Genomic DNA, 26048 nt, shown 5'->3' with positions numbered 1-26048 from the left:
TGCCTGCGTTTCGGGGCTGTTTTCTGAAAACAGCCCCGAAACGCAGGCAGGTGCCTTTTATAAAAGGGAATTAGCTAAGTAAAATAATTCAGCTCAATCAGAAGGAATTATCTAGCGGCAGGAAACAAAAGCAAAGCACGCCTTGTTAATTAATCAATCGATTGATTAACTTTGTCCGACTTTAAGATTAATGGCCGAGAAAGATAAAATAGATAAGAAGGAGCACCTAGTGGAGGTGGCGGAGCGGGTGTTCGGGGAGCTGGGCTATGAAGGAGCCTCTACCCGGTTGCTGGCCCAGGAAGCAGGCGTGAACATGGCCATGCTCAACTACTACTTCGGGTCCAAGGATGGGCTGCTGAAGGCGGTGGTGGAGCGCCGCATTTTACTCATGCGCAAAGGTTTTGAGGAAATCGCGCAGAAAGACGCCTCTTGCTGGGAAAAGCTGGACCAGGTGGTGCAACTGTACGTGAGCCGGGTGGCCACCAGCAAATACTTCCACAAAATACTTTTCCGGGAAATCTCCGTGATGCGAACCGGGTCTGAAGTGACTGAATTCGTCATTGACCACATCTATGGGAATACCCTGCACGTGCAGCAGATTATTGAAGAAGGCATCAAGAAAGGCGAGTTCCGGGCGGTAGACGTGGAAATGACCGTGGCCAGCATCTTTGGGACAGTCAATTACCTCATTAACTCACGCCGGTTAGCCTCCAAAATGCTGAAAATGGACCTGCTGGATGACCAGGTGCTGCAAAACGACATGAAGCCGCGCTTACAGGCCTACTTACAAGACTCTCTTAAAACACACTTACTTATAAAATGAAACTGAGAATCAATGCTTCTCCCGAGCGTCCGGTCAACGGATGGGGAGTCATATCGGCGGCGGTCATGGGTGGATTTAGCTTGTTAATGGCTTTCTCCCAACCCGCGGCGGCCCAGGAAGCGAAGCACCTGAATCTGACGGAAGCGGTGCAACTGGGCGTGCAGAACAGCAAAGTGCTGCGCCTGTCCCAGACCAGAATTGACCAAGCCATCTCGCGCTTTAACCAGGTGAAAGACGAATCCAAGCCGAAAGCCAGTGTCAACTACACCTACAACCACGCCGAGATTCCCACCAACGTGTTCCAGATGTCCAAGGAAGCGGAGCCGTTCTATTTGCCCAAACGCGCCGATGCTTTCCTGGGAACGCTTTCGGTGCAGGAGGTCATCTTCGCCGGAAACAAGCTGAAATACGCCAAAGAATCTACTGACCTCATGGCGCAAGTGGCCCGTCTGGATGCCGAAAAAGACAAGGACGAAATCGCCTATACCATCACCAACGCCTATTTTAACCTCTACAAGCTGCAGCAGAGCCAGAAAGTGGTCGCGCAAAACCTGCAGGCCATTGACAAGCAGATAAAGCAGTCACAGCGGTTTTTTGAGCAGGGTATCGTGACCAAGAACGACGTGTTGCGCTTCCAACTGCAACGCAGCAACGTAGAGCTGACTGGCGCCGACCTGGAAACGAACCGCAAGATTGTGGTCTATAACCTGAACGTGCTGCTAGGCTTGCCGGAGAACAATGACCTGGTGGTGGAAGAGGCCGCCGCTCCCGATGGCCGTTCGGTATCATTGGCTGCGTATGTAGATTCGGCTCTCACCAACCGCGAGGAACTGCAAGCCATAGACCTGAACAGCCGCGCCGCCGAGACCAACATCAAGTCCATCAAAGCCGATGCGCTGCCCGCACTGGTGGCTTCCGCTGATGCCTATCACATCAACCCCAGCGGGGCTTTCATTCCGCCGTCCCACGGTTCTTTGACCATTGGTTCGGTGGGGTTGACCGCCGCCTGGAACTTTGACCGCCTCTGGACAAACAAAAACAAGCTGACTGAAGCCAAAATCCAGAAAACCCAACTGGACATCAGCCGCGAACTCACCACCGACCAACTGAAAACCGAGGTGAACCAGAACTACCAGCGCTATCTACTGGCGCTGGACAAAATCAACATCCTCCAGACATCCATCGCGCAGGCCGAGGAAAATGACCGCAGCGAGGCTTCGCGCTACACAAACAAAGTAGCCAGTGCCACCGACCGCATCGAGGCCCAGACCCGCCTGTTTCAGGCCCTCATTAACCTGGAGTTGGCTAAAGCCGATGCCGGTCTGGCCTATTATACCTTATTAAAATCAACCGGAAACATCATAGACTAATTAGCGCACACACGAGCATGGAAACTGCAACTGAGAAAAAGAAATCCAATAAAGTTATTCCCATCATCTTAGGCCTGGTCCTGATTGTTGGCGGGTTCTTCGGGGTGAAAGAATACCTCTACTACAGCAAGCACGAAGACACCGATGATGCCCAGATTGACGCCGACATCAGTCCGGTGGTGGCCCGGGTGAGTGGGTACGTAGATACCATTATGTTTGAGGAAAACACCCACGTAACGCAAGGCCAGGTGCTGGTGAAACTGGATGACCGCGATTACGCCATCAAAGTAGAGCAAGCCTTAGCCGCCCAGCAGGGAGCCAGCGCCAACACCGGCGTTTCCCAGGCGCAAATCTCGGCCACCGCGGCCAACGCCACCACGGCCAGAGCCAACATTGAAGCCACCCGCGTGCGCCTCTGGAAAGCCAACCAGGACTACAACCGTTTCGCCAACCTAATCAAAGACGGTTCCATCACGCAGCAGCAGTTTGAACAAGCCAAAGCCGACCGGGACGTTGCCCAGGCGAACTACCAGGCCGCGCAGGACCAGTACAAAGCAGCGTTGCAGCAAGTAGGTACAACCCGTTCGCAACTGACCGTCACCAACACCGGCGTAAACCAACGGCAAGCCGATGTAGACTTCGCCAAACTGCAAATGTCGTACACCACCATCACGGCCCCGGCCAGCGGAATTGTGTCCAAGAAAAACGTGCAGAAAGGTCAACTGGTGCAAGCCGGGCAAAGCCTGTTCTCCATTGTGAATGACAACAGCATCTTCGTGACGGCCAACTTCAAGGAAACCCAGCTAGAGAAAATCCGCGAGGGGCAGAAAGTGGAGATTGAGGTAGACGCCTTTCCAGACGCTAAAGTAGAAGGGGAGATTTACAACTTCTCACCCGCTACCGGTGCCAAGTTCTCTTTGCTGCCCCCTGATAACGCCACTGGTAACTTCGTGAAAGTAGTACAGCGGGTGCCGGTTAAAATCAAAATAAACGCTACCCCAGAACTGATGAAAAGACTGCGCCCCGGCATGAGCGTGAAAACATCGGTGCTTATTCAGGATTAACCGATGGCAGAAACTGGTTTAAAAAAATGGGCCATCACCATTACGGTGATTGCGGCGGCGCTGCTGGAGCTGATTGACACCACCATTGTGAACGTGGCCATGCCCCAGATTCAGGGGAACCTGGGCGCTACGCTGGAAGACGTGGCCATGATTGTGACAGGCTATGCCGTGGCGAACGTGATTATTCTGCCCATGTCGGGATGGTTGGGCAGTAGGTTCGGGCGGAAGAACTACTTCCTGTTCTCCATCATCGTCTTCACCACCGTTTCCTTCCTGTGCGGAAACGCCACCAGCTTAGAGGAACTGGTCATCTTCCGGATTCTGCAAGGTTTGGCCGGGGGCGGTTTGTTATCCACTTCTCAATCCATCTTGCTGGAAACCTGGCCCAAAGAACAGGTAGGAACCGCCACCGCGTTATTCGGACTTGGAGCCGTGGTTGGACCAACTCTTGGACCAACTATCGGCGGCTACATCACCGACAACTACTCCTGGCCCTGGATTTTCTACGTGAACATTCCCGTGGGTATTCTGGCGGCTATTGCCACGTACCTGTTTATTAAGAAAACTCCGCGAGAGCTGGGCGGCAAACCGGTGGACTGGTGGGGAATTGCCTTGCTGGCCATTGCCGTAGGAAGTCTGCAGATTGTACTGGAGAAAGGCGAGACCGAGGATTGGTTTGCGGCTACCTACATCATTGTGCTGTCAGCCACCGCGGTTATTGGTACGTTGCTGTTCATCTGGCGCGAACTCACCTTTGAGTACCCCATTGTGAATTTCAGGATTATGCGCCACCGGAGTTTCTCGGTGGGAATGTTCACGTCCTTCGTTCTAGGCTTCGGGTTGTACAGTTCCATGTTCGTGTTCCCGGTGTTCACGCAGGGGCTGCTGGGCTTCACGGCGCAGCAATCCGGCAAACTGTTGCTGCCGGGCGGGGTGTTCACCATCATGATGATGCCGTTCATCGGGAAGATGTTGCAGAAAGGCGTGCCGGCCCAGTTTATGGCCACCGGCGGCATGTTGCTGTTCTTCGTCTTCGCGATGATGATGAATCACTCCACCTTGCTCTCGGGCACCGGCGACTTCTTCTGGCCGCTGGCCATCAGAGGTATCGGGATGGCCCTGCTGTTCGTGCCGCTCACTACCCTGGCGATTCAGGACTTGAAAGGCGCCGAGGTAGGGCAGGGGACGGGTCTGAACAACATGATGCGCCAGTTGGGCGGCTCCTTCGGGATTGCGGCCCTGACCACGCTCATCCACGTACGCTCAGGTTTCCACCGCAACAACCTGTTGGTAAATATCAATGAGTACAATCCAGCATTTTCGCAGCGTTTCCAGGGACTCATGCAGAACTTCATCAGCAAGGGCTACACGTTCATGGATGCCCAGAAAGCTTCTTATAAAGCGATTGAGGGCATGGTCATGAAACAGACCGCGCTGCTGTCGTACACCGATGCGTTCTGGGTATCGGGTATGATTATGCTGTGTTCCATTCCGCTGCTGTATTTGCAGAAATTCAAGAAAAATACCAATGTGCCGGTAGACGTCCACTAAGGTAACATCCATAGATTAAGAATGCTGTTTAGGGCCTGGTTTTGAGAAATCAGGCCCTAACTGCTTTTCAGCAGGACCGCAATCTGACAGAGCGCCCGCGCAGAGGTCAAAGAGGCGGGGTGCGTTTTGGGCTTGTTTCTGGGAAATAACTCTAAAAACCCGAGGCACTTTCCTGAAACGCGTGTACTTTTGCTTTTTCTATCATCTCTCATTCCAGTACCCATGACCCTTTTAGACGGAAAGAAAACCTCAGAAGCCATCCAGAGCGAGATTGCGGCCGAGGTAGCCCACATCAAAGAACAAGGAGGAAAGGTACCACACTTAGCCGCGATTCTAGTAGGCCATGACGGTGGTTCAATGACGTATGTGAACAACAAAGTGTTGGCCTGCGAGCGCGTAGGGTTTGAATCAACGCTGCTCCATTACGAGAACGACATCACAGAAGAAGCCCTGCTGGACAAAATCAGGGAAATTAACCAGGATGATGCCATCGACGGCCTCATTGTTCAGTTGCCGCTGCCCAAGCACATCAACCCGAACAAAGTGCTGGAGGTGTTGGATTACAAGAAAGATGTAGATGGTTTCCACCCCGTGAACGTGGGCCGCATGGTAGCCGGTTTGCCCGCGTACCTGCCCGCCACGCCGTACGGCATTATGCAATTGCTGGAGCGCTACAACATAGAGACCAAGGGCAAACATTGCGTGGTGGTGGGCCGCAGCAACATTGTGGGCACGCCCATCAGCATCTTGATGAGCAAATGCACCATCCCCGGCGAAGCCACCGTCACCATCTGCCACCGCAACACCGTAGATTTGGCGCACCATACCCGTCAGGCCGATATCCTGATTGTCGCAGTCGGAAAACCCGGCCTCATAACCGAAGACATGGTGAAAGAAGGCGCCGTGGTCATTGACGTAGGCACCACCCGCGTCACCGATGCCACCCGCGAACGGGGCTGGCGCCTGCGCGGCGATGTAGACTTTGACAACGTGGCCCCCAAGTGCAGCTACATCACCCCGGTTCCCGGCGGCGTAGGTCCCTTGACCATTTCCATGCTGTTGAAGAACACGCTTCGGGCGGCTAAAAAAGAAGTGCACGCGTAACATATCCTAGGAGCAGAGTAGCCTCACCTTTCTATAAAGTGAGGCTTCTCCGTTTTTGAGGTGTTTTCCCGAAAACAGCCCTAAAGTAGCCGCAACGTTTCCAATTACTGGCGCGAGTCTCCAGATTCATGCCAAAAGATGAGGGGAGTCTCCAGACTCCCTCCCTACGCATGGCTGGAGGTGCGCACTCTAATCGTGGTTCTCGGCGAGTCTTAAGACTCGCGCCAATAAAGGGAAAGCCTCATCTAAGCTATAGATGAGGCTTTTCTGCTTTTGGGCTGTTGTCTGTAAAAAGGCCTCAAAACGCTTTACAAGGTTCCTTCTTTGTGTTCCTGCATCAGGAGCAGTTTGAAAATGGCGAAGTCGTTGGGTAAATCAGTGACTTGTTTCTGTTTTCCCAGAAAGGCTTGCAGCTGTTCCGGTAGTTCTATTTCCTGACCCAGCACTGCTTCCATGCTTTGCTTGAATTTGGCCGGATGGGCGGTTTCCAGGAAAATGCCCGGGGTTTTCAGCTCCGGAAGTAACTGGCGCAAACTCAGGTACCCGATGGCGCCGTGCGGGTCCAAGGTGTAGCCTTTCTCCTGGTGTACCAGTTTGATGGTGCCTTTTATTTCCTCGTCATCGGCCCAGAAGCCTTTCACTACTTTTTGCAGGTTTTCCAGATGATGCCCGTAAAGCTCCTGAATGCGCGGGAAGTTGTTAGGGTTTCCCACGTCCATGGCATTGGCAATGGTCGCAATGGAAGGGGCAGGGGCGTAGTGACCTGTCTCCAGATAATCGGGTACCATGCGGTTGCGGTTGGTGGCCGCCACGAAGTAGGTGACCGGCAGTCCCATTTGCTTTGCCAGCAAACCAGCCGCCAGATTCCCGAAGTTGCCGCTGGGTACGGAGATGGTAATTTCAGTGGCCTCGGGGTGCTGCTTTTTCCATTGGCCCCACGCGTGGAAGTAGTACACCATCTGCGGTAACCAGCGCGCCACGTTGATGGAATTGGCCGAGGACAGGTTCTTCTTCTGGTTTAACTCTTCGTCTGAAAAAGCCTGTTTCACCAAGGCTTGGCAATCATCAAAGGTGCCTTCAATGCCCACGGCGCTGGTGTTCTGGCCCAGCGTGGTGAACTGCATCTCCTGGATTTCGCTCACGCCCTGCTGCGGATACACCACCACCACATCAATGTTGTCCAGGCCCAGGAAACCGTTGGCTACGGCACTACCCGTATCGCCGGAGGTGGCTACCAGCACCGTCACCGGTCGGTCCGGCTCCGCAAACAATTGCAGGCAGCGCGACATAAACCGAGCCCCTACATCTTTGAAGGCGCAGGTAGGTCCGTGGAAGAGCTCTAGGGCGTAGATATCTTTTTCTACCTCCACCAATGGAATAGGGAAGTGGAACACCTCACCGCAAATTTTGCGGAGTTCCTCGGGCGAAATATCTGGGCTGACGTACGGTTGCAGCACTTCAAAGGCAATCTCGGGCAGGGTGAGGGAGGGGAGCGACTCAAAAAAGTCTTCGCCCAAGGTGGGAATCTCCCGCGGGAAGAAGAGTCCTTTGTCCTTCGGTAGGCCTGTGATAACGGCTTCCTTGAAACTCATCTCCGAAGAGTAATCGTTGGTGCTATAGTAGTTCATAGGGGAAGTGCGGGTTGAATGGTTGAGGGTGCCACCAGGCGAACACCTTGTTCCGGCACCTGTGCTACATACGTTTTCGTGTCGATGCCGCTGCCTGCGTACACCGCTTCCATGGCTTGTCTTACGGCATACGCCTGTTCTTGGCTAGCGGATAAGGCAAAAATAGAAGGGCCGGAACCCGAGATACCGGCCCCTAAGGCTCCCGCCTGCAAAGCGGCTTCTTTCACTTGCTTGAACAAGGGAATCAGCACGGAGCGCTCCGGCTCGAAAATTTCATCGTGCAGACTGCGGCTGATGAGGTTATAGTCCTTTTTAAGTAAACCGGCCATTAAACCCGCCAGGTTCCCCCACTGCCGAATGCCTTTCTTCAACGGAATTTCCTGCTTGAGAATACTGCGGGAAAGCGAGGTTTTCAGTTCTATCTGCGGATACAGAATGGTGCAATACAACTCCAGCGGCACGCCCAACGGTACCACGTCCAACGGCTCGTAATCACGCACCAGCACAAAACCGCCCAGCAGGGAAGGGGCCACGTTATCGGCGTGCGCGGAGCCCGAGGCTTTGCGTTCGCCTTCCATGGCATACACCACTAACTCCTGAACTGTGAAGGGTGAGCCCAACAGCTCATTCACCGCGAACGCGGCGGCGGCCGAGCTGGCTGCGCTGCTGCCCAGGCCGCTGCCTACGGGCATTCCTTTGTGAAGCTGCAACTCCAGACCGTGGGTGACTTGCAGCGCCTCCAACATCTTCTGGGCTACCACGCCAATCACGTTTTCAGCGGGATTTACGGAAAGTCCGTCAATTCCGTGAATGGCGGAAATGGTGATGCCGGGCTGCTCGGTTTTCCGGGCCCATACTTCATCGCCGGGCTGGTCAAGCGCAAACCCGAGCACGTCAAAACCACAGCAGACGTTGGCCACAGTAGCCGGGGCGTAGGCTTTGACAAAATCGTTGTTCTCCATAAATAGGGGGTTAGGCCACCGGGGCCGCTGAGGATTCTGGGACAGTTACAAAGAAGTGGTCGTGGAGCAGGTTCACGGCGCGGTGCGCATCGTTGGTGTTCAAAACCACGGAAATAATCCGTTCCGTGGCGCCTTGGGCAATGGCCCTGATGTTGATGCGATGATCGCCCAGCAACGAAAAGGCTTTCCCGGCGATGCCCGGTTGCTGAATCATGCCGTTGCCCACAATAGCCACAATGCTCATGGGCGTTTCCAGGCTCACCGGGTTCAGTAGCTGCTGATTGATGTCCTCGGCAAATTCCTGGGAGATGGCCTGCACTGCTTTTTCCCCGTCCACTTCGGCCAACCCGATGGTGATGCTCTGCTCTGAGGACGACTGCGTGATGAAGTAAATGTTGATACACTCCACGGCCACGGCTTTGAACAACCGCATGGCCACACCGGGCACGCCCACCATGCCGCTGCCGCTCACCGTCAGTACGGCAATGTGATCTATGCAGGAAATTCCTTTCACGTTCTGGGGACTGGGAGCAGGGTTGGCAGATATCAGCGTGCCTTTGTGCCCGGGGTTGAAGGTGTTCTTGAGCACCAGCGGAATTTTGGCGGCCACCAACGGAGCGATGGTGGGCGGGTACAGCACCTTCGCCCCGAAATAGGCCAGTTCCATGGCTTCCTCGTAGCTCAATTCTTCAATGGAGTAAGCGGCGGCGGCTTTGCGCGGGTCGGTGGTGTACATGCCGTCCACGTCTGACCAGATCTCCAGCAAATCAGCCTGTAAGGCGGCGGCGTAGAGAGAAGCCGTGTAATCAGACCCGCCGCGGCCTAAGACCGTGGTTTTGCCATCGGCGGAGCGGGAGATGAAACCGGGCGCGACAATGAGATTCGCCTGCGGAAGGTTCTCCTGCATGAGCGCGTACGTGGCTTTCAGATTGACTTTCGCGTTCAGGTAGTTGTTGTCGGTTTGGATGTAGTCGCGGCTGTCTACCAGGGTGTTAGGCAGCTGGTGGTGCTGGAATGCCACTGAGACAATCTCTGAGGACAGGCGTTCACCGTAGGCCATCACGCGGGCTTTGGTGCCGTCACTCAGTTCATCCAGCAGGTACACGCCGCGGCAAACGTCCTCCAGTTCCCGGAAAATCATCTTGATGCGGCCTTTGATGTCAATTTGCTGGCTCATGGGCACCAATTGCTCAATGGCTTCCATGTGTTTGGTTTCCAGTTGGGTGAGCAGGTCCAGGTACGTGACATCATGGGCCGCAGCCTTCTGGTAAAGGCTAATCAAAGTATCCGTGACTTTGGACATGGCGGAAACCACCACCAGCATCCGGGGTTGCTTTTTCTCCAGGAGAATGGAGATCAATTGACGGATGGCGTCTGCATTGGCCACAGAGGTGCCTCCAAATTTCAAAACCAGCATGGGTTCAGGCGTTAAGGGAAACGATAAGTAGTACGATGGATTCTGGCCGTAGGCCGAAAAGGCCAAATAGGATTTGGCCATGAGAACGGACGATATGTGTTGCTATACCCCCGGAGGGGTAATCGTAATAATAGTCGTAGCAACGGAAATTGCAAAAACAACAGTAGCCGTTTCTTCCTGGGAAGAAGAAAGTACCGGGGTTGCTATGTTGTGAGTTTTTGCCATTGGTGCCGGCAATATCTGAAAAATATTCAGAGAACAAACAGAAACAGTGGAAATTTTTTAATGAGCCAGAGAGAGGCGGGCTGAAAAGGCGTTCTGCGCTTTCTGGTCAGGAATGGTTAACTTTGCACCGCCCAACAGGCGCATTACCGTGAAAGCCCGTCTCGGCGGCAACTTATCACGGTGAATGCATGTTGCAGTACTACAATATTTTCCGTTGTGGCGGTGTTTTAGAGAAACCAGCCGTAAAACGGGTCAGTTTATTTAGAGAAATTGGAAGCTTCATTCGATATAAAAATTGCCTCCGTGCACACCGTACCCAAAGATGGCACCAAACTGCCCTTGATGGAACATTTCTACACCATTCAGGGCGAAGGGTACCACACCGGCAAAGCCGCCTACTTTATCCGGCTGGGCGGTTGTGACGTGGGATGCCACTGGTGCGATGTGAAAGAGTCCTGGGATGCCAACCTGCACCCGCTCACCGACACTGACTGGATTGTGCAGCAGGCCGAACAGTATCCCGGCAAAGCCGTGGTGGTGACGGGCGGCGAGCCTTTGATCTATAACCTGGATTACCTCACCTCAGAACTGCAGAAGCGCGGCATCCAGACGTTCATTGAAACGTCGGGCGCGTATCCATTGAGCGGGCAATGGGACTGGATTTGCTTGTCTCCTAAGAAATTCAAGGGGCCGCAGCCCAGCGTACAGCAGCATGCCGGGGAGTTGAAGGTCATTGTGTTCAACAAAAGTGATTTCGCCTGGGCTGAGGAACACGCTGCCCAGGTGGGCCCTGAAACGCGCCTGTACCTGCAACCCGAGTGGAGCAAAGCCGATCAGATGATGCCGCTTATAGTGGAGTATGTGAAAAACAACCCCAAATGGCGCATTTCCCTGCAAACCCATAAATTCCTGAATATCCCCTAACCCATGCAGCGTCTCCCGCTTCTTCCACTTCTCCTGCTGGCTTTTTTGCTCGCAGCCAGTCCGGTGATGGCCCAAATTTCCTCAGGTGGTTCTTCCAATAAGAAGGCGCAAAGCGCTTTTGACGAGGGAATTAAGAACATCCAGGGAAGGAATTTTGAGAAAGCGTTGGAGCTGTTCCAGGAGGCCGTGAAGCGCGATACCACCTTCGGCGAAGCGTATGTAGAGGCGGCGGGCTTATACCGGATCTTGCAGAAAGAAGAAGAAGCGTATCAGTTCTACCGCCGGGGGCTGTCTAAGATGCCGGACAAACCCGGCCGCTCCGCGGATTATTACAATTACGCCGAATTGGCCTTCGCCCGCGGTCAGTACGACCAGGCCTCCACCTTTTACCAGAAATACCTCCAGTACGGGAAGAAAAACAGCCGGCAGGCCCAACGAGCCAATCAGCAGCTGGTAAACGCTACGTTCGCCCAAAAGGCCATGGCCAATCCGGTGAACTTCAACCCGCAACCGCTGGGGGAAAAGGTGAACATGTTCGGGTTGCAGTACTCGCCGGTGCTCACCACCGACCAGCAGGCGCTGCTGTTCACCGCCCGCAACGGGAGCGGACCCCTAGACGATGAAAACCTGTACCTGGCTTCGCGCAAGGATGGGCAGTGGCAAGCACCGGTTTCCGTCTCTGAGGCAATCAACACGGAACTGAACGAGGGAGCCGCCTCTCTATCTGGCGACGGCCGGGTGCTGGTCTTTACTTCCTGTAACCGGCAAGACTCCTACGGCTCCTGTGACCTGTACATCAGCTACCGCGAAGGAAACGAGTGGAGCAAACCCAAGAACATGGGCCGCAACGTGAATACCAGCTCCTGGGATTCCCAGCCCAGCCTTTCGGCCGATGGCCGCACCATTTACTTCGCCTCGAACCGCAAAGGCGGGCAAGGAGGCGAAGACCTCTGGATGACCCAGCAACAGGAAGACGGCACCTGGAGAATTCCCGTAAACCTAGGCCCGAAAGTCAATACCCCGGGGCGCGAAAACTCTCCCTTTCTGCACGCCAGCGGCAACACCCTCTATTATGCCACCGACGGGTTGCCGGGCATGGGTGGTTTGGACCTGTTTAAGGCAAACCGGGAGAAAAACGGCTGGGGCACGCCCGAGAACATGGGCTATCCCCTGAATACCCACCGTGACGAAAGCTCCATTTTTATTTCCCCCGATAACAAAACCGGCTATTACTCCGGCCAAGCGGGTAGCGGCGGGAAAGTAGAGGTGGCGCTGCTGCAGTTTGAGGTGCCGGAAGTATGGAAAGGCAAAACGATCTCGTCCTTTGCCCAAGGCCGCGTGTTTGACGCGCAAACCAGAAAACCCCTGAAAGCCACCGTGCAGGTGTACGACCTGGACTCAGCGGGCGTAATTTCGCAGCAGGTGAGCTCAGACAAAGCCTCCGGCGAATACACCATCGTAGTGAACCAGAAGCAACGTTACGCGCTGTATGTCACCGCGCCGGGGCACGTGCTGGAAAGCCGGCATATCTCGGCTAGTTCTACCAGCGCTCCGCTGGCGCTTGATTTCTATCTGCAGCCTTTAAACAAGGGTGCGAAAGCCGTGCTGAGCAACCTTTTCTTTGACACCGGCAAAGCAGACCTGCGCCCTGAATCGCAGACCGAATTGGATAAGCTATTCCAGTTTCTCAAGGCGAATCCTAAAATTCAGGTGGAAATAGCCGGCCACACCGATAACGTAGGCCAAGCCGCCGCGAACCAGAAACTCTCCGAAGCCCGCGCCAAAGCCGTGGTGAAGTACCTGGTCTCCAAAGGGGCACCGGCCTCCATCTTCCAGGCCAAAGGCTACGGACCTTCTCAGCCGGCCGCGCCCAACACCTCCGAGGAAAACCGCCAGCTCAACCGCCGGATAGAATTGCAGATTCTTTAAAGATATTTTTCAGTCAGGACTAAACAAATGGCTTCACTGCGGGTTGTGTAAGTAGTGAAACAAGAGGTTTAGTTGTTTACTTGTTAAGTAGAGCCAAAAAGTCGCCCGAGGATTCTTCGGGCGACTTTTCTGTTTTGGGCTTGTTTTAGGGCGTGTTGACAATTAGTGGAGCAGGATCATTGCCGAAGCAAAGAAAACGAGTGCTGAGAAGCTATGGGCAGTTTTCTCGTATCTGGTTGCCACACGGCGGTATGCCTTTAGCTTGTTGAAGAACCTCTCGACTTTGTTCCGTTCCTTGTAGAGGTTTCGGTCGATGTGCCGCTGCCGCAGGCGGTTCCTCTTGGAGGGGATGACCACTTCGGCGCCCGACTCGCGGATGGAGGCGATGAAAGCGTCGGAGTCGTATCCGCGGTCGGCCAGCACGGCCCCTGCCCGGTATCCCTCCAGCAGCCTTTCCGCCTGGGTGGCGTCGCCCCGCTGCCCCACGGTGAGGGCGATGCGCAGCGGGTTGCCCAGCGCGTCCACCGCCGCGTGGATCTTGGTGGACCAGCCGCCGGCCGACTTACCCAGGCACTCCCCTGCGGGGCTGCTTTTTTTGCCCTGACGCGTGCTGGTGCGCCCTCACCACGGTGGAGTCGACCATCACCCAATCCAAGTCCGGGTCCTGCAGTTGCCCGAAGACCCGCTCCCACACGCCTTTCTTCGCCCAACGGCGGAAGCGCACGTAGGCTGAGTTCCAGGGGCCGAACCGCTCGGGCAAATCCCGCCAGGGAGCCCCTGAGCGGGCGACCCACAGCACAGCGTTCAGGAACAGGCGGTTGTCAGAGGCCGTGCGGCCCACGTCTGATGCCTTGCCCGGCAGCAGATGGGCAATCTGTCCCCATTGCCGGTCATTGATCTCGTAGCGACGCATAGGTTTTTAACCAGGAAACAAATCCCACACCAAAACATTCAATAATTGTCAACACGCTCTAAGATAATCAGGCAAAAAACAGCCTGCAATTGAATGGCTTCTCTCTAGCGCAGAAATTACTTCCGTGGCTTCAGATCACGGCTGTAAGGCACGGAAGTACATCTCGCGTCATCATAGCTGCATCTCCTTGGAGTAAAGTAACTAGAGTGAAGGGGAACTGGTTTGCACGGTTTCCGCCACCTGGTGATCCAGCGTTTGTAATTCTGGGGACCGGGGTTGGGCCAGGGCGGTTTCCAAGTCCTGCTCCTCAATTTGCCGGGTCACTTCGCGGGCTTTCTGCACCAGCGCCTGGAAAAGGTGACGCTGCTCCTGCCGACGGGGTAAATATTCAGGGTGCCACTGCACGCCTAAGATGAATTCGTGCCCCACGTGCTCAATGGCCTGGACCACGCTATTCGCTTCGCGCGCTACAATCGCCAAGCCTCTGCCCGCAATATCCACCGCCTGATGGTGCAAAGCATTAACTTTCAGCTTCTCTGCGCCGATGATCTGCGCCAGTTTACTGCCGGGTTGCAGCGTGATCTTCTTCACCGGAAAAATGCTGGACGGATTGGGCTCTTCTTTGTACAAGCCGCTGATGTCCTGGTGCAAGGTGCCCCTGAAGTAGACATTCAAGAGCTGCGAGCCCCGGCAGATCCCCAAAACCGGCAGGTTTTTCTTTACGGCTTGGTCAATCAGTTGGAACTCCAGGTGGTCACGGGCCTGGTCTAACGACCACTGCGGCTTGCCGCTGAAAAGTTTCCGGACGAAGAACAGGGCAGGGTAGTACACCCAACGGGTGAAGCGCCAGATCCGCTGAAAGAGGTTCTTTTTGGAGTTCTGCAGGGTGCGTTTCAGGTATTCCTGGAAGACGGCATCCTGCTGGTACGTATCGGGATCTACATCGGCTCCGCCGCCCACAATGAGTCCCTGCAAGCCATCAGCGGTCCGCGGGTTGGAAGGCGTAATGTGCACCGGTTTTCCGCCCGCCAGCAGCACCCCGAAGGCCGTGAATACCCACGCCACCTCGCCGCCTTTGTCAGGGCCGGTGACCCCGATGGTGGGGCGGTTTCGGTTGATCTTGTTTGCTTTCTGCCTTAGGTTAGCCACTGTTCTGTCTGTTTGCACCATTTGGTTTCAAAGCCCATGAGGGTGTTTTTCTTCAGTTGAAGGTACTCGCGGCTCATCTCGGTGATACGCTCCGGTTGGTTCGCCAGTTCTTCTATGACCACCCAGTTGTTCCATTCCTGCGCCAGGGTCCAGTCAGGATCAGAGACGCAGGAGTTGGGCAGCCGGTAATGAAAGGTTTTACGGGCTTTGACGCTGCCCAGGTTGGTGAACGCGTTTACCTGCTCTTTTCGCAGAAAGGCAAACAAAGGATACATGTCCAGTGGCCGGTTCCGGTCTGGGTTGTACTGGTGGTAATCCTCAATGAGCTGTTCCAGGTTGGGAGCGTAGGAGGGGTTCAGCACCAGTGCATTGTACTCCGCCGGAAACGGGTTGATGAACGAGGTCAGGTTTTTACGGGCGAAATCCGTGGCGCCGGCTTCCAGCAGCCAGGGGTAAAGCAGCAGAAAGGCCCGGATGTACCGGAGAATGGTGGCCGGTTCGGTATCCGGGAGCTCCACGTTGATGTGCGTCCCGAAGGCGTTGGTGATGAAAGCCTCGGTTCCTTTGGCCTGATGCTCATACAAGGCCTGCCGCAACTGCTCCAGCTGCTCCAGCTGGTTGAAAGGCAGCGGCGGCACCCCAATCTCGTATGGAATCACCTTTTTGATGACGCTTTCCAGGGCATCGTCAATTTTCTCCTCCAGGGTTTCCTGCCCCAGCTTGGTGTGCTCTATGTCCAGGTTGAGTTTCTCGAAAAAGGGCTTGTACTGCTTTTCGGTGAGCAGCTTCAGGTCTATCTCCACGCTGAAATCGCCCAGCCGCGTTTTCACGACTTTCGCGGAGAACCGGTTTTCCCATTGCACCTCACCGCCGTACAGCTGCTGCACAATGTCAATGCATTCGGTGATGCCCACATTGGCGAACTCCAACTCAAAGCCCACGGTACGTACTTCTCCCTCTGAATTCTTCTCTATAGGTAGTGGCTTGAAAGACATAGTTTTATGGTCTACACGTTTTTTCTAAACCAACGTGTAGAAACAAGAAGCGTTACAGGCTTTTGTACTATTTCTGTGGCAAGACCTACTTAGGAGCGGAAACAAAGAAGCGTTTTGGGCTACTTTCAGAAAAACAGCTCCAAAACAGGAAGCTGCCTATGCAAAGACACTCGTATGACCTCCGGACGCTACGAAGTCTCGAAAGTGGATGGCTTTACCTGCTTTGACGAGGTACCTCAAGAGGAGAAAGGGAAATGGCCGTTTCAAGCTCGTTTTTAGAAAACGAGCCCGAAACGGCCAGGGAGATGTAGAAGGGGAGATGTAGAAGATTGCTTTACAGTGAGAACCTTTCCAGAATAATCTTCATCCCATACAAAAGGGAGACGGTTCTTCTTTAACGTGTTTGCTCAGTAGACCTCGTAATGTCCCGAGGTCCTACTTATGTCTAATCTAAGCGATCATCTGGTTGAATTCCTCCTCACTGACTATTTTCACGCCCAGCGTGGTGGCTTTCTCCAGTTTACTCGGGCCCATTTTGTCGCCGGCTACCAGGTAAGACAGCTTTTTGGATATAGAGCTCACAATTTTGCCCCCGTTGGCCACAATGGCATCCTGCAGTTCTTCGCGGGAATAACCCGAGAAAATCCCGGAAACAACGAAGGTGAGTCCCGCCAGTTTATCGCTTTGCGGCTCTACCACGGCTACTTCGCCCAGGTCGAGTTGCAGGCCGTGTTGACGCAGGCGTTCTACCACGTGCACGTTGGCCACGTCCTGGAAGTACTCGCGCACCGAGGCGGCGATGCGGCCCCCAATCTCCGGTACCGCAATCAGTTCTTCCTCTGAGGCAGCGCGCAGGGCATCGATGTTTCGGAAGTGCTGGGCCAGTTTCTGCGCCACGGTGTTGCCCACAAACCGAATGCCCAGGGCAAACAGCACGCGGTCAAAGGGCGCTTCCTTAGATTTCTCCAGCGCTTTCAGGATGTTCTCTACCGTGGTTTTCTGAAACGTGACAATACGGCTTTTGCCGGTTTCCTCGTTTACAAACGTCTTCTTCAGCCCGAATAGCGTGTCATAGGTGAGGTCATACAGGTGATCGGGGCTGGTCACCAGACCCTGTTCCACCAGCAGCTCAATCTTGCCTTCGCCCAGACTCAGGATGTTCATGGCTTTGCGGCTGATGAAGTGCTCCAGCTTGCCTTTCACCTGCGGCGGGCAGCCTTTCTCGTTGGGGCAATAATGGTTGGCCTCCCCCTCGGTGCGGATGAGGGGCGTGTTGCAGGCGGGGCAAATGGTAGGGTACACAATCGGCTGGGCGTTCTCGGGCCGAAGCTCGGTTTTCACGGCCGTCACCTTGGGGATGATTTCGCCGCCTTTCTCCACCATCACCTGGTCGTGGAGCATGAGCCCTAAGCGTTCAATCTCGTTGGCGTTGTGCAGCGAGGCGCGTTTAACCGTGGTGCCGGCCAAAAGTACGGGTTTCATGAGCGCCACCGGCGTCACGGCTCCCGTGCGGCCCACGTTGTATTCAATGCCCAGTAGTTCGGTCACGGCTTCCATGGCTTTGTACTTGTAAGCCATGGCCCAGCGCGGACTCTTAGCGGTATAGCCCAGTTCTTCCTGCTGCGCGTACGAGTTCACCTTCACCACAATACCATCGGTGGCGATAGGCAGTTCAAAGCGCTTGGTTTCCCATGCATGAATGAAGTCCATCACTTCTTCAATAGTGCTGCACTTCTTCCAGGTAGGCGATACGTTCAGGCCCCAGCGCTGCAGCGCCTCCAGACTCTGCGAGTGGCTCTCAAACAGGGTTGGGGTGCTCAGTAAACTATAGGCAAACATGCTCAGGCGACGGCGGGCCACTTCTTTGGAGTCTTGCAGCTTCAGGGTGCCGGAGGTGGCGTTCCGTGGGTTGGCCATCAGGGCTTCGCCGATTTCCTCGCGCTCTTTGTTCAGCTCCTCGAAGACGGTGAAGGGCATGAACACCTCGCCGCGTACTTCCACCTCGGCCGGTACGTCATCGCCGTGCAGGTGCAGCGGAATGGTCCGGATGGTGCGGACGTTGGGCGTGATGTCATCGCCGCGGGTTCCGTCGCCGCGGGTTACTCCTGCGGTCAGAGCACCATTGGTATAGGTGAGGCTCATGGCCACGCCATCAAATTTGAGTTCGCAGACATATTCCACGTGGTCACCGGTCACTTTGCGCACGCGCTTGTCAAACTCCCGCACCTCGTCCTCTGAGTAGGTGTTCCCCAGCGAGAGCATGGGGTATTTGTGCCGCACCGTGGGGAAGTTCTTGGTGATGGTGCCGCCCACGCGTTGAGTGGGGGAGTTGTCTGAACGTAAAGCGGGGTGCTGCTCTTCCAGTTTCTGCAACTCCTGCAGCATCTGGTCGAACTCATAATCAGTTACTTCTGAGACGCTGTTCTGGTAGTATTGATAGTTGAGGTAGTTCAGGCGTTGGGTCAGCTCCAAAATGCGGGCTTCAGGGTTCTGCTCAGGCATGGGCGAATGGGTTAAACTGCCGGTAAAGGTAAGAAAAACGAAGCTTGTCTCTGTACCGTTAGGCGTTGAAGTTAACTAGCCCCAGTGCTGAAGTTCACCGCAGTTAACCACCCCCAGCCCCTCCTAAATTAGGAGGGGAGCTTTCTGCTAGCACCGTTTTTTACTTGATTTAGATGGCTGAAGTGGAAACTAGCTCATGGAGAAGAGAAGGGTTTTGGGGCTGTTTTCAGGAAATAGAGCAGAAACGGATATAAACAAGCGTTAGCAGTATTCAACACCATCAGAACAATGGTATCCTATCAACTTTCAAACATGCAGCAGCTGAACTTCTCCTGAATTACGGATCTTAGAAAAAAGCTCCCCTCCTAATTTAGGAGGGGCTGGGGGTGGTTAATCTTAGGGCTAAGGCTGGTTAACTTTCAAGGTGAGGGTGGTTAACTTCTGGAACTGTAGGTGGTTACATCTGCTTCTTGAAGTTTCTTCTAATCTCCTCCAGCACTCCTTCAGTTTGTTCAAAGACCTCCTTGTTTTCAAACCGGAGTACCTTGATGTTCAGGTTCTCCAGAAAGCTGGTACGCTCTTGGTCATTTTCTGTCCCGGCATCGGTAAAATGGTGCGCTCCGTCTAACTCGATGGCGAGCATTTCTGAAGGGCAATAGAAGTCAAGGATGTAGGGGCCCACACTGTGTTGTCTTCTGAATTTTCTCCCGTCCAGTTGGCTCCTTTGCAAGATCTTCCATAAAGCAGCCTCGGCGGGCGTCAGATTGCTTCTGAGCTTTCGTCTGTTTTCTTTTAAAGCAGGAATGTTGTGCAGGTGAGAAGGCATCTTGCGGGAATATTTACTTCGATGAACTTGCAGAAGGAAGACGATGGTTCCCATCGTTAAGCTGTACCTGCTACCTGTTATACGGATATTCATTCACCCAATGGAAGCCCCGGCTAAGCAGGGGCAATTTCTGGAGGTCAATTTTCCGGAGGCGCATTTGCACGGAGTCCTGGCTGAGGCGGCCGGTTAAGGTAAGATGGGTGCTATCGGGTTGATGATAGCGGAGCCGGGAACTTTGGGCCGCGCCGGTGGAGGAAGTCCAGGAGATGAACTTTTGAACAGTGTCGGTGTGCACGTATAGGCGCTGAGTGGAGTCATTCATCAGTTTCGCAGAGATAAAGCCATCAGAGTTTACCAGCATCAGTTTCCAGCGGGTGGTGTCAGTGGCGAGGGGCGGAAGGGTGTCTCCGTTCAGCACAAACGTGTCTACCTGATAGGCTCCGTATAAAGCGTACTGGCTCATGCTCTTCTTGTACCATTGGCTTCTTTGATACCCCTGCACCAGCGTCATGTAGCCAAAGAAGCAGAGAAACGCCAGTTTGAGCCAGAAACGGGTGGGTCTCATCCACTTCTTCGGTAACGTTGGAACGGGCGTAGCGGCGGGTACCGGTTTATTCAGGAAGAAAAAGGTAAACAGCCGTTGTAGATCTGGAGCCGCGACAAAGGCCGCCATCAGCAGCAAGTGCGACGAGTAGAGCTTCACGGGAACATCAAAGAAGAAATTAAGCGCCACAATGTTGGCCATCACGCCAAACGAGAGCAACGCGCCAAACGTGCTGGTGCGCCGCGAGAAAAGGAGAACGCCGCCCAGCGCCTCGGCAAAGCCGGTGAAATAATTGTAACCCGTAGAGTAGCCCATAAACTTCCAGACCAGGCCCATGGGAGTGCTTTCCACCAGGGGTTGAAAGAGGGAATGAGGAAACGGGAACGGAAACTGAGTCTTGTAGATTTTCGCGAAGCCGTAGCCGATCATGGCCGTACCCAAGGCATACCGAACCAGCACCAGCAACCAATACAGCAACGCGTCATAGTTTCTGGGCCGGCGGTCTAGAATCGACCAAAGGATGGTTCCCAGCGAGGCCAGTAGGAAAACGCCCAGCAGCTGCATGTAATGGAAAAGCGTGTCGCCGCTGCCGGTTGGTTGATATTCTACCGGGTTTTCGAATTTCAGCACATGATCGGCTAGAAAAGCCACAATGGGTCTCCACCAGGAGAGAAAGAGGGTGGCAGACACATAAAAGGTGAAGTAGAGGGCAAAGAACCGGAAGAGCGTTTTCTTCCAAAGGTTCCATGGGGAGGGGGCAAGTACTTCAGTTGGTGGGGGAGTGGCAGAAAGAAGCATAGAACATCGGTTTATTAAATATAGCTAACTTTCTATTTAATAAGGAAGAAGGGATTTGTTTCTTGCACAGCATGCGATTACCTGTCTCCTTTATTAAATCAGCACATGTGATTTTCTACCGGGTGGGCATCCGTAGAAATAACACATTGGGCTGCCCCGCGTATGTAGAAAGTAACCAATAAAGGAAAAGCGATGTCGTACATCATCATGGGCGTGTCAGGGAGCGGCAAGAGCACGGTGGGCAAGTTGTTGGCCCAGAAACTCCAACTGCATTTTATTGACGCAGACGACCATCATCTGGCCCCCAGCATCGCGAAGATGAGCCAGGGCATTCCGCTCACCGATGAAGACCGGGCAGAATGGCTCCGCAAACTGAACCACTTGCTTAAACAAGCGGAAGCAGCGGGGCAGGAGGTGGTGATGGCGTGTTCGGCCTTGAAAGAGCAGTACCGCCTGGTTTTACAGCAGAATCTGGGAAACGAGCTCAAAATCGTTTTTCTGGACGGCGATGAGGCCTTGCTGCGGAGCCGCTTAAGCAACCGGACTGGTCACTTCATGCCGGGTGCCCTGCTGGCCTCTCAGCTGGAAACGCTGGAGGTGCCTGCCAATGCTTTGAAATTGAACGTCATCCAGACCCCGGAGGAGCTGGTGCAGGAGATTATTCAGCACTATCCCGCCCAGGGTTCATCCATCCAGACTAGCGGAAGAACCGGTCTCACCTAAAACCCGCTGGAAAGGCGTATCTTTGGCGTTTCAACGTTGTTTCACCAGCAGAATCAGTATGTCTTTTTCAGAGCTAGGCTTATCGCCTGCGGTCCTCAAAGCCGTGGCCGCCCAGAATTTCCCCCAACCAACCCCCATCCAGCAAGCCGCTATTCCGGAGGTGTTACGAGGGCGGGATTTGCTGGGCATCGCGCAGACGGGCTCGGGGAAAACGGCGGCGTACGCATTGCCGCTGCTGGACAAACTGCAAACCAACCGGGCCTTCCGGAACCGCTACGTGAAAGCGCTGGTGCTGGTGCCCACCCGTGAACTGGCCTTGCAGGTAGGGGAGGTGTTCCTGTCGTTCAGTGCGCACATGCCCATCCAGATCAAGACCCTGGCGGTGTTCGGGGGCGTATCCATCAATCCGCAGATGATGAAGTTGCAGGGCACCGATATTCTGGTAGCTACCCCCGGCCGTTTGCTGGACCTGGTGGAATCCAAGGCGGTGCATTTATCTGAAGTGGAAACGCTGGTGCTGGACGAGGCCGACAAGATGCTGAACCTGGGTTTTGAGGAGGAGATGCGCCAGATTTTGGCTCTTTTACCGAAAAGACGCCAGAATCTGCTGTTCTCGGCCACGCTGGACAGCAAGGTAAACACCATTCAGGAAACGCTGCTGCACGAGCCCATGGTAGTTGAAATCAAGGAAGAGGAAAGCACCGTTCCGTCGCTGATCTCGGAACTGGCGTATCTGGTGGAGACCGAACGCAAAGGCCCTTTCCTGCGCTACCTCATCAAACACCACCAGATGCAGCAGGTATTGGTATTTGTCTCGGCCACGCAGCGCGCCGATCACCTGGTCACTAAACTGGCCAACAACGGCATCAAGGCGGTGGCGCTGCACAGCGGTAAAAGCCAGGGAGCGCGTACCGAGGCGCTGGCCTTGTTCAAGAAAGGAAAAGTGACGGTGCTGGTGGCCACGGATATCGCCTCGCGGGGCATTGATGTGCAGTCTTTGCCCACGGTGATCAACTATGACCTGCCGCGCTCCTCTAAAGATTACATCCACCGGATTGGCCGCACCGGCCGCGCCGAGGCCACCGGCGAGGCAATCACGCTCGTTACCCCCGACGATGCCCACCACTTCAAGATCATCCAGAAGCAAACCAAACGCGTCATCCCCACCCAGGAAACCAAAGACATCGACCTGAAAGGATTTTAGCGAGTCCCTTCAAAACCGGAGAAGAGCTTACCTGAGAAATCGTTTCGGGCCTGTTTCCATAAAACAGGCCCGAAACGATTTCTGCTTTTGATGGTGATTTCACCCAAAAACCAAACGATGGTAATTTCCGCTTTTGGATAAATTAGTCGATAAAGGTTTAGGCTAGTCGATAAAAGTTTAGTCTTTCTGCGTCGCGCTCGTAGCCCTTCGCCTTCGTTGCCATCGTCGCCCTTGTTGGTGTTCTCACCAACAAGCCGAACTTCGGTTCTTCCCGCGATCTGGTAAAACACGTTGCAACTGAAGAGGTCTAAACAGAAACTGTTCTACACACATAACTAAAAAAGCGTTTAGGGCCAGTTTTCAAGAAACAGGCCCTAAACGCTCTTGTATCTAAAACGAAGGAGAAGCTTACGGATTGGTGGACCACAGGCCCGCTTCCTTCAGGAATACCCGGCGGTTGAGTTTCAGTTGGGAAACCACCAGCTCGGCGAAGTCCTCGGGTTGCATCACTTTCTCGGGGTTGCCGTCGGTGAGTTTGAGATCGATGGCCAGGTCCGTGGCCACGGTGCTGGGGGTAAGGGTAGATACCCGGATGTTGTGCTTCCGGACCTCTTGCATCAACGACTCAGATAACCCAATCAACCCGAATTTAGAGGCGCTGTACGCGCTGGTGACGGCGGAGCCCCGCTGCCCGGCGGTAGAGGAAATGTTCACAATATCGCCGGTTTTCTGGGAGATCATGGCGGGTAAAACGGCCCGGGTCACGTAGTACGGTCCCATCAGGTTCACCCGGATGATGTGTTCCCACTGCTCGGGCTCCAGGTCCAGGAACTTCCCGAAGGCGGCGGTGCCGGCATTATTGATCAGGATGTCAATGAACCCCAGCTCCTGCTGCACCTGCTCCACGGCCTGGTTGACGCTGTGGATTTGGGTCACGTCGGCGGTTACCACGGAGGTTTCCACGCCCAGCTTCTCAATCTCGGCGGCTACTTTCAGCAAATCACTTTCGGTGCGGGCCAGCAAGCCGATGTTCACGCCTTCCTGCGCCAGCGCAATGGCCAGAGCCTTACCTATTCCTTTTCCGGCGCCCGTAATCAGCGCCGTTTTTCCTTTCAAAGATTCCATACGAAGTACTAAATTACGATTCAAAACTAGCAGATCAGTCTCTGCCCACCATCGGTCATCCGGTTTCCCGCAGGAAACGAAGCTCCTGCCTAAGGGTTTAACGGGCAATCTTTCCCCTGGTTCTGTTTCTTTCCGGCGGAGAAATGCTTGAATGATGTCCATTTCTAAAGCTCAAGGTGGAAAGCTGCCGGAAAGCGCGCCCACCTGGCTACTGCTTACGGTTTAGAAAATTCTTACGCTTTCCTGTTTTAAGCCTATTTTCAGAAAAGTGCCTCAAAAACTGGACTCTATTGTATTGGTTTGTATCTTGTCCATTCTCCACAAGTGCTGGACATTTCCAATAGCATGCTTCACCCCCTCCGCATGAACCCGATCATCAGAAACAATGTACAAATCAAAGGCAAGGGCGTAAAACCCATGTTATTTGCCCACGGATACGGCTGCGACCAGAACATGTGGCGCTATATCACCCCGGCTTTTGAGGAAGAATACAAGATTATTTTGTTTGATCACGTGGGCTTCGGGAAGGCAGATACCTCGGTGTACACCCAGGAACGGTACGCTTCCCTGCAATCGTACGCGGTAGACATCCTGGAGATTTGCGAGGAACTAGAGCTGGAGGAGGTGATCTTCGTGGGTCATTCGGTGAGCGCCATGATCGGGTTGCTGGCGTCCATTCTGGACCCGGACCGTTTTTCAAAGTTGGTGCTCATCGGCCCCTCGCCGCGCTACATTGATGAGGACGGATACATCGGCGGCTTCACCCAGGAAGGCATTGAGGATTTACTGAATACGCTGGACAGCGATTACCTGAACTGGAGCCAGGCCATTGCGCCCGTCATTATGGGCAATCCACAGAAACCGGAGTTAGTCCAGGAACTGGCCCAGAGCTTTTGCCGCAGCGATGTGGAAGTGGCCAAGGACTTCGCCCGCATCACCTTCCTTTCTGATAACCGCGCCGATCTCGGCAATGTCCGGGCAGAAACCCTTATTCTGCAGTGTACGGATGACGTGATCGCCCCCCAGGCGGTAGGCGAGTACATGCACCAGCAACTGCCCGGCAGCACCTTTAAACTCCTGAACGCCACCGGTCACTGCCCCAACCTCAGCGCCCCCGAAGAAACCATTGCGGCCATTAAGGAATTTCTGATGCACTAGCCTCTACCTGATAGCCGCGATCAAGCCCAGTTAAGCGAATATACCGTTATGCATTCAATGGATACCAAAGAACTTAAGAAGGCAAACGGCGATGTGTACTTTGAGGCCCGCCGACTGGCGCATAACGATTACCTGTTCGTGAACTGGATAGGCATTCAGTCTTTGGAAACCATGGTCATGGGAAGCAACCACATCTTGGCTTTGCTGCGGGAGCGACCGTGCCGGGGTTTACTGAACAGCAACCGCGAACTCATTGGGCCCTGGGATATGGCGGTCAGTTACCTGGCGCACCGCTGGGCACCCGCCGCAAATGCCCTGGGTCTGCGCTACTTCGCGCATGTCTTATCGCCGGGTATTTTTGGGCAGCGCTCGTTTGACCAGTTCAGTAAGCAGCTGAAAGACCAGTTGATTTTAAAATCCTTCGAAGAACAGAGCCAGGCCGAGCAGTGGCTTCAGCAGCAATTAGCCTGAGAATCTTCCTCTTCTTTCCTCCGCAACCACAGGTATAATCAATAAATGCGAAAGCCGTTTTAGGTCTACTTTTCAGAAAAGGCACCTAAAACGGCTTTGATGTAAAACAATTTTCTGACGTCTATTCTTTGACCTGAACGCCCGTGGCGATGAACGTGATGGAAGGTTTGGGAGCGGTGATGGCGGCAATTTCCTCTTTGCTCTTAACGGCATCTTCGGCAAAGTGGCGTTGGTCTGCCACGCTCACGGTATCTTTCAGCGCCACTCCTTCAAAGACCACTTCTTTGCCCACTATGTCTTTGGGCATGAAGAACCCGTAGTTCTTGAAGGTCACCCGCATGGGGTTCTGGCCCTTGACGTCTACTTCCATCCAGCAGCCTTTGGCCTGGCACACTTCCAGTACTTTGGTGGCGACCTTCGCCTGGGCGGAATCCTGGTTGACCAGGAGCTTGGGCAGTTCGGCGGCATCTATGGCTCCTTTGGCCTCTAGGGTATCGCCGTAGATTTTGACCTTGGCAGGAGGAAGGCTGGCGGTTGCTTTGGGTTTCTCACTGTTCTGGGCACAGTTGCCTAAAAGTACAGAGAAAGCCAAAGCGGCCGGAAACAGAAGCTTTTTCATGGTGGTGAGGGGCGTTTCTGGCGT

General features: G+C 54.3%; 23 protein-coding genes. 11 read left to right on the top strand and 12 right to left on the bottom strand.

Annotated elements, in window-relative coordinates:
* Positions 1–190 precede the first annotated feature (190 nt).
* From H7U12_RS11410 to H7U12_RS11390, 5 genes are all read left to right on the top strand, one after another.
* Positions 191–823: a TetR/AcrR family transcriptional regulator gene (locus tag H7U12_RS11410; RefSeq protein WP_186637693.1), complete on the top strand. Its 633-nt coding sequence runs from the start codon at positions 191–193 to the stop codon at positions 821–823.
* The gene (locus tag H7U12_RS11405) at positions 820–2193 is read left to right on the top strand and encodes a TolC family protein (RefSeq protein ID WP_206683917.1); all 1374 of its coding nucleotides are present in this window, start codon (positions 820–822) and stop codon (positions 2191–2193) included. Before H7U12_RS11410 ends, H7U12_RS11405 begins: the two co-directional genes overlap by 4 nt.
* A gap of 17 nt (positions 2194–2210) precedes the next feature.
* Positions 2211–3257 carry an HlyD family secretion protein gene (locus H7U12_RS11400; protein ID WP_186637684.1) on the top strand — a complete coding sequence of 349 codons (1047 nt, stop codon included), beginning with the start codon at positions 2211–2213 and terminating at the stop codon, positions 3255–3257.
* 3 nt (positions 3258–3260) lie between these two features.
* Positions 3261–4808 (top strand): DHA2 family efflux MFS transporter permease subunit, encoded by a 1548-nt coding sequence (locus tag H7U12_RS11395; protein WP_186637682.1) that lies wholly within the window; start codon positions 3261–3263, stop codon positions 4806–4808.
* 222 nt (positions 4809–5030) lie between these two features.
* The gene (locus H7U12_RS11390; protein ID WP_186637666.1) at positions 5031–5912 is read left to right on the top strand and encodes a bifunctional 5,10-methylenetetrahydrofolate dehydrogenase/5,10-methenyltetrahydrofolate cyclohydrolase; all 882 of its coding nucleotides are present in this window, start codon (positions 5031–5033) and stop codon (positions 5910–5912) included.
* A gap of 308 nt (positions 5913–6220) precedes the next feature.
* Here H7U12_RS11390 and thrC read toward each other — a convergent pair whose 3' ends face one another.
* From thrC to H7U12_RS11375, 3 genes are read right to left on the bottom strand one after another with little or no spacing between them, the layout of a single operon-like run.
* Positions 6221–7540, bottom strand: coding sequence for a threonine synthase (gene thrC / locus H7U12_RS11385; RefSeq protein ID WP_186637665.1), 1320 nt, complete (start codon positions 7538–7540; stop codon positions 6221–6223).
* On the bottom strand, positions 7537–8502 hold the full coding sequence (locus H7U12_RS11380) for a homoserine kinase (RefSeq protein WP_186637664.1): 966 nt from the start codon (positions 8500–8502) through the stop codon (positions 7537–7539). Before H7U12_RS11380 ends, thrC begins: the two co-directional genes overlap by 4 nt.
* A 10-nt stretch (positions 8503–8512) precedes the next feature.
* The gene (locus H7U12_RS11375; RefSeq protein WP_186637663.1) at positions 8513–10000 is read right to left on the bottom strand and encodes an aspartate kinase; all 1488 of its coding nucleotides are present in this window, start codon (positions 9998–10000) and stop codon (positions 8513–8515) included.
* Positions 10001–10486: 486 nt separating this feature from the next.
* Between H7U12_RS11375 and H7U12_RS11370 the strand changes: the two genes are divergently transcribed.
* Together H7U12_RS11370 and H7U12_RS11365 are read left to right on the top strand one after the other, a co-directional pair.
* Positions 10487–11068 carry a 7-carboxy-7-deazaguanine synthase QueE gene (locus H7U12_RS11370; protein ID WP_186637699.1) on the top strand — a complete coding sequence of 194 codons (582 nt, stop codon included), beginning with the start codon at positions 10487–10489 and terminating at the stop codon, positions 11066–11068.
* 3 nt (positions 11069–11071) lie between these two features.
* Positions 11072–12997, top strand: coding sequence for an OmpA family protein (locus tag H7U12_RS11365; RefSeq protein ID WP_241749318.1), 1926 nt, complete (start codon positions 11072–11074; stop codon positions 12995–12997).
* Between the two features lie 162 nt (positions 12998–13159).
* On the opposite strand, the gene H7U12_RS11360 is transcribed toward H7U12_RS11365, so the two are convergent.
* The 6 genes from H7U12_RS11360 to H7U12_RS22660 form a co-directional block, all read right to left on the bottom strand.
* Positions 13160–13910, bottom strand: a protein-coding gene (locus H7U12_RS11360; protein WP_241749316.1) for an IS5 family transposase whose coding sequence is annotated in 2 segments (ribosomal slippage) — positions 13160–13595 and positions 13594–13910 — 753 coding nt in all. Because the reading frame shifts where the segments join, the coding sequence is not laid out codon by codon here.
* 201 nt (positions 13911–14111) lie between these two features.
* A complete protein-coding gene (locus H7U12_RS11355) occupies positions 14112–15059 on the bottom strand; it encodes a gamma-glutamyl-gamma-aminobutyrate hydrolase family protein (RefSeq protein ID WP_317170764.1) in 948 nt (315 codons plus the stop codon).
* Positions 15047–16054, bottom strand: a complete 1008-nt coding sequence (locus H7U12_RS11350; protein WP_186637661.1) for an amidoligase family protein — start codon at positions 16052–16054, stop codon at positions 15047–15049. The genes H7U12_RS11355 and H7U12_RS11350 overlap by 13 nt, the downstream gene beginning before the upstream one ends.
* A gap of 450 nt (positions 16055–16504) precedes the next feature.
* Entirely contained in the window at positions 16505–18556 is a 2052-nt protein-coding gene (gene ligA / locus H7U12_RS11345) for an NAD-dependent DNA ligase LigA (protein ID WP_186637659.1), read from the bottom strand.
* A gap of 457 nt (positions 18557–19013) precedes the next feature.
* Positions 19014–19382, bottom strand: coding sequence for an endonuclease domain-containing protein (locus tag H7U12_RS11340; RefSeq protein WP_186637656.1), 369 nt, complete (start codon positions 19380–19382; stop codon positions 19014–19016).
* 70 nt (positions 19383–19452) lie between these two features.
* Positions 19453–20724 (bottom strand): hypothetical protein, encoded by a 1272-nt coding sequence (locus H7U12_RS22660; RefSeq protein ID WP_241749315.1) that lies wholly within the window; start codon positions 20722–20724, stop codon positions 19453–19455.
* 192 nt (positions 20725–20916) lie between these two features.
* Here H7U12_RS22660 and H7U12_RS11330 point away from each other — a divergent pair, with 192 nt between their 5' ends.
* Both H7U12_RS11330 and H7U12_RS11325 read left to right on the top strand, forming a co-directional pair.
* Positions 20917–21447, top strand: coding sequence for a gluconokinase (locus tag H7U12_RS11330; protein ID WP_186637653.1), 531 nt, complete (start codon positions 20917–20919; stop codon positions 21445–21447).
* Between the two features lie 58 nt (positions 21448–21505).
* The gene (locus tag H7U12_RS11325) at positions 21506–22651 is read left to right on the top strand and encodes a DEAD/DEAH box helicase (RefSeq protein WP_186637650.1); all 1146 of its coding nucleotides are present in this window, start codon (positions 21506–21508) and stop codon (positions 22649–22651) included.
* Here H7U12_RS11325 and H7U12_RS11320 read toward each other — a convergent pair.
* On the bottom strand, positions 22648–22941 hold the full coding sequence (locus H7U12_RS11320; protein ID WP_186637639.1) for a hypothetical protein: 294 nt from the start codon (positions 22939–22941) through the stop codon (positions 22648–22650). The two genes, H7U12_RS11325 and H7U12_RS11320, sit on opposite strands and share 4 nt — an antisense overlap.
* Before the next feature lie 118 nt (positions 22942–23059).
* The gene (locus H7U12_RS11315) at positions 23060–23776 is read right to left on the bottom strand and encodes a 3-ketoacyl-ACP reductase (RefSeq protein WP_186637637.1); all 717 of its coding nucleotides are present in this window, start codon (positions 23774–23776) and stop codon (positions 23060–23062) included.
* Between the two features lie 345 nt (positions 23777–24121).
* Between H7U12_RS11315 and H7U12_RS11310 the strand changes: the two genes are divergently transcribed.
* Positions 24122–24934 (top strand): alpha/beta fold hydrolase, encoded by an 813-nt coding sequence (locus H7U12_RS11310; protein ID WP_241749313.1) that lies wholly within the window; start codon positions 24122–24124, stop codon positions 24932–24934.
* Between the two features lie 48 nt (positions 24935–24982).
* Positions 24983–25405 (top strand): hypothetical protein, encoded by a 423-nt coding sequence (locus H7U12_RS11305; RefSeq protein ID WP_186637634.1) that lies wholly within the window; start codon positions 24983–24985, stop codon positions 25403–25405.
* A gap of 121 nt (positions 25406–25526) precedes the next feature.
* Here the strand turns inward: H7U12_RS11305 and H7U12_RS11300 are convergent, their stop codons facing one another.
* On the bottom strand, positions 25527–26024 hold the full coding sequence (locus tag H7U12_RS11300) for a DUF4920 domain-containing protein (RefSeq protein ID WP_186637631.1): 498 nt from the start codon (positions 26022–26024) through the stop codon (positions 25527–25529).
* Positions 26025–26048 lie beyond the last annotated feature (24 nt).

This window comes from Rufibacter sediminis, assembly GCF_014269285.1.
Classification (GTDB): domain Bacteria; phylum Bacteroidota; class Bacteroidia; order Cytophagales; family Hymenobacteraceae; genus Nibribacter; species Nibribacter sediminis.
This window is presented reverse-complemented; position numbering and strand designations above follow the sequence as displayed.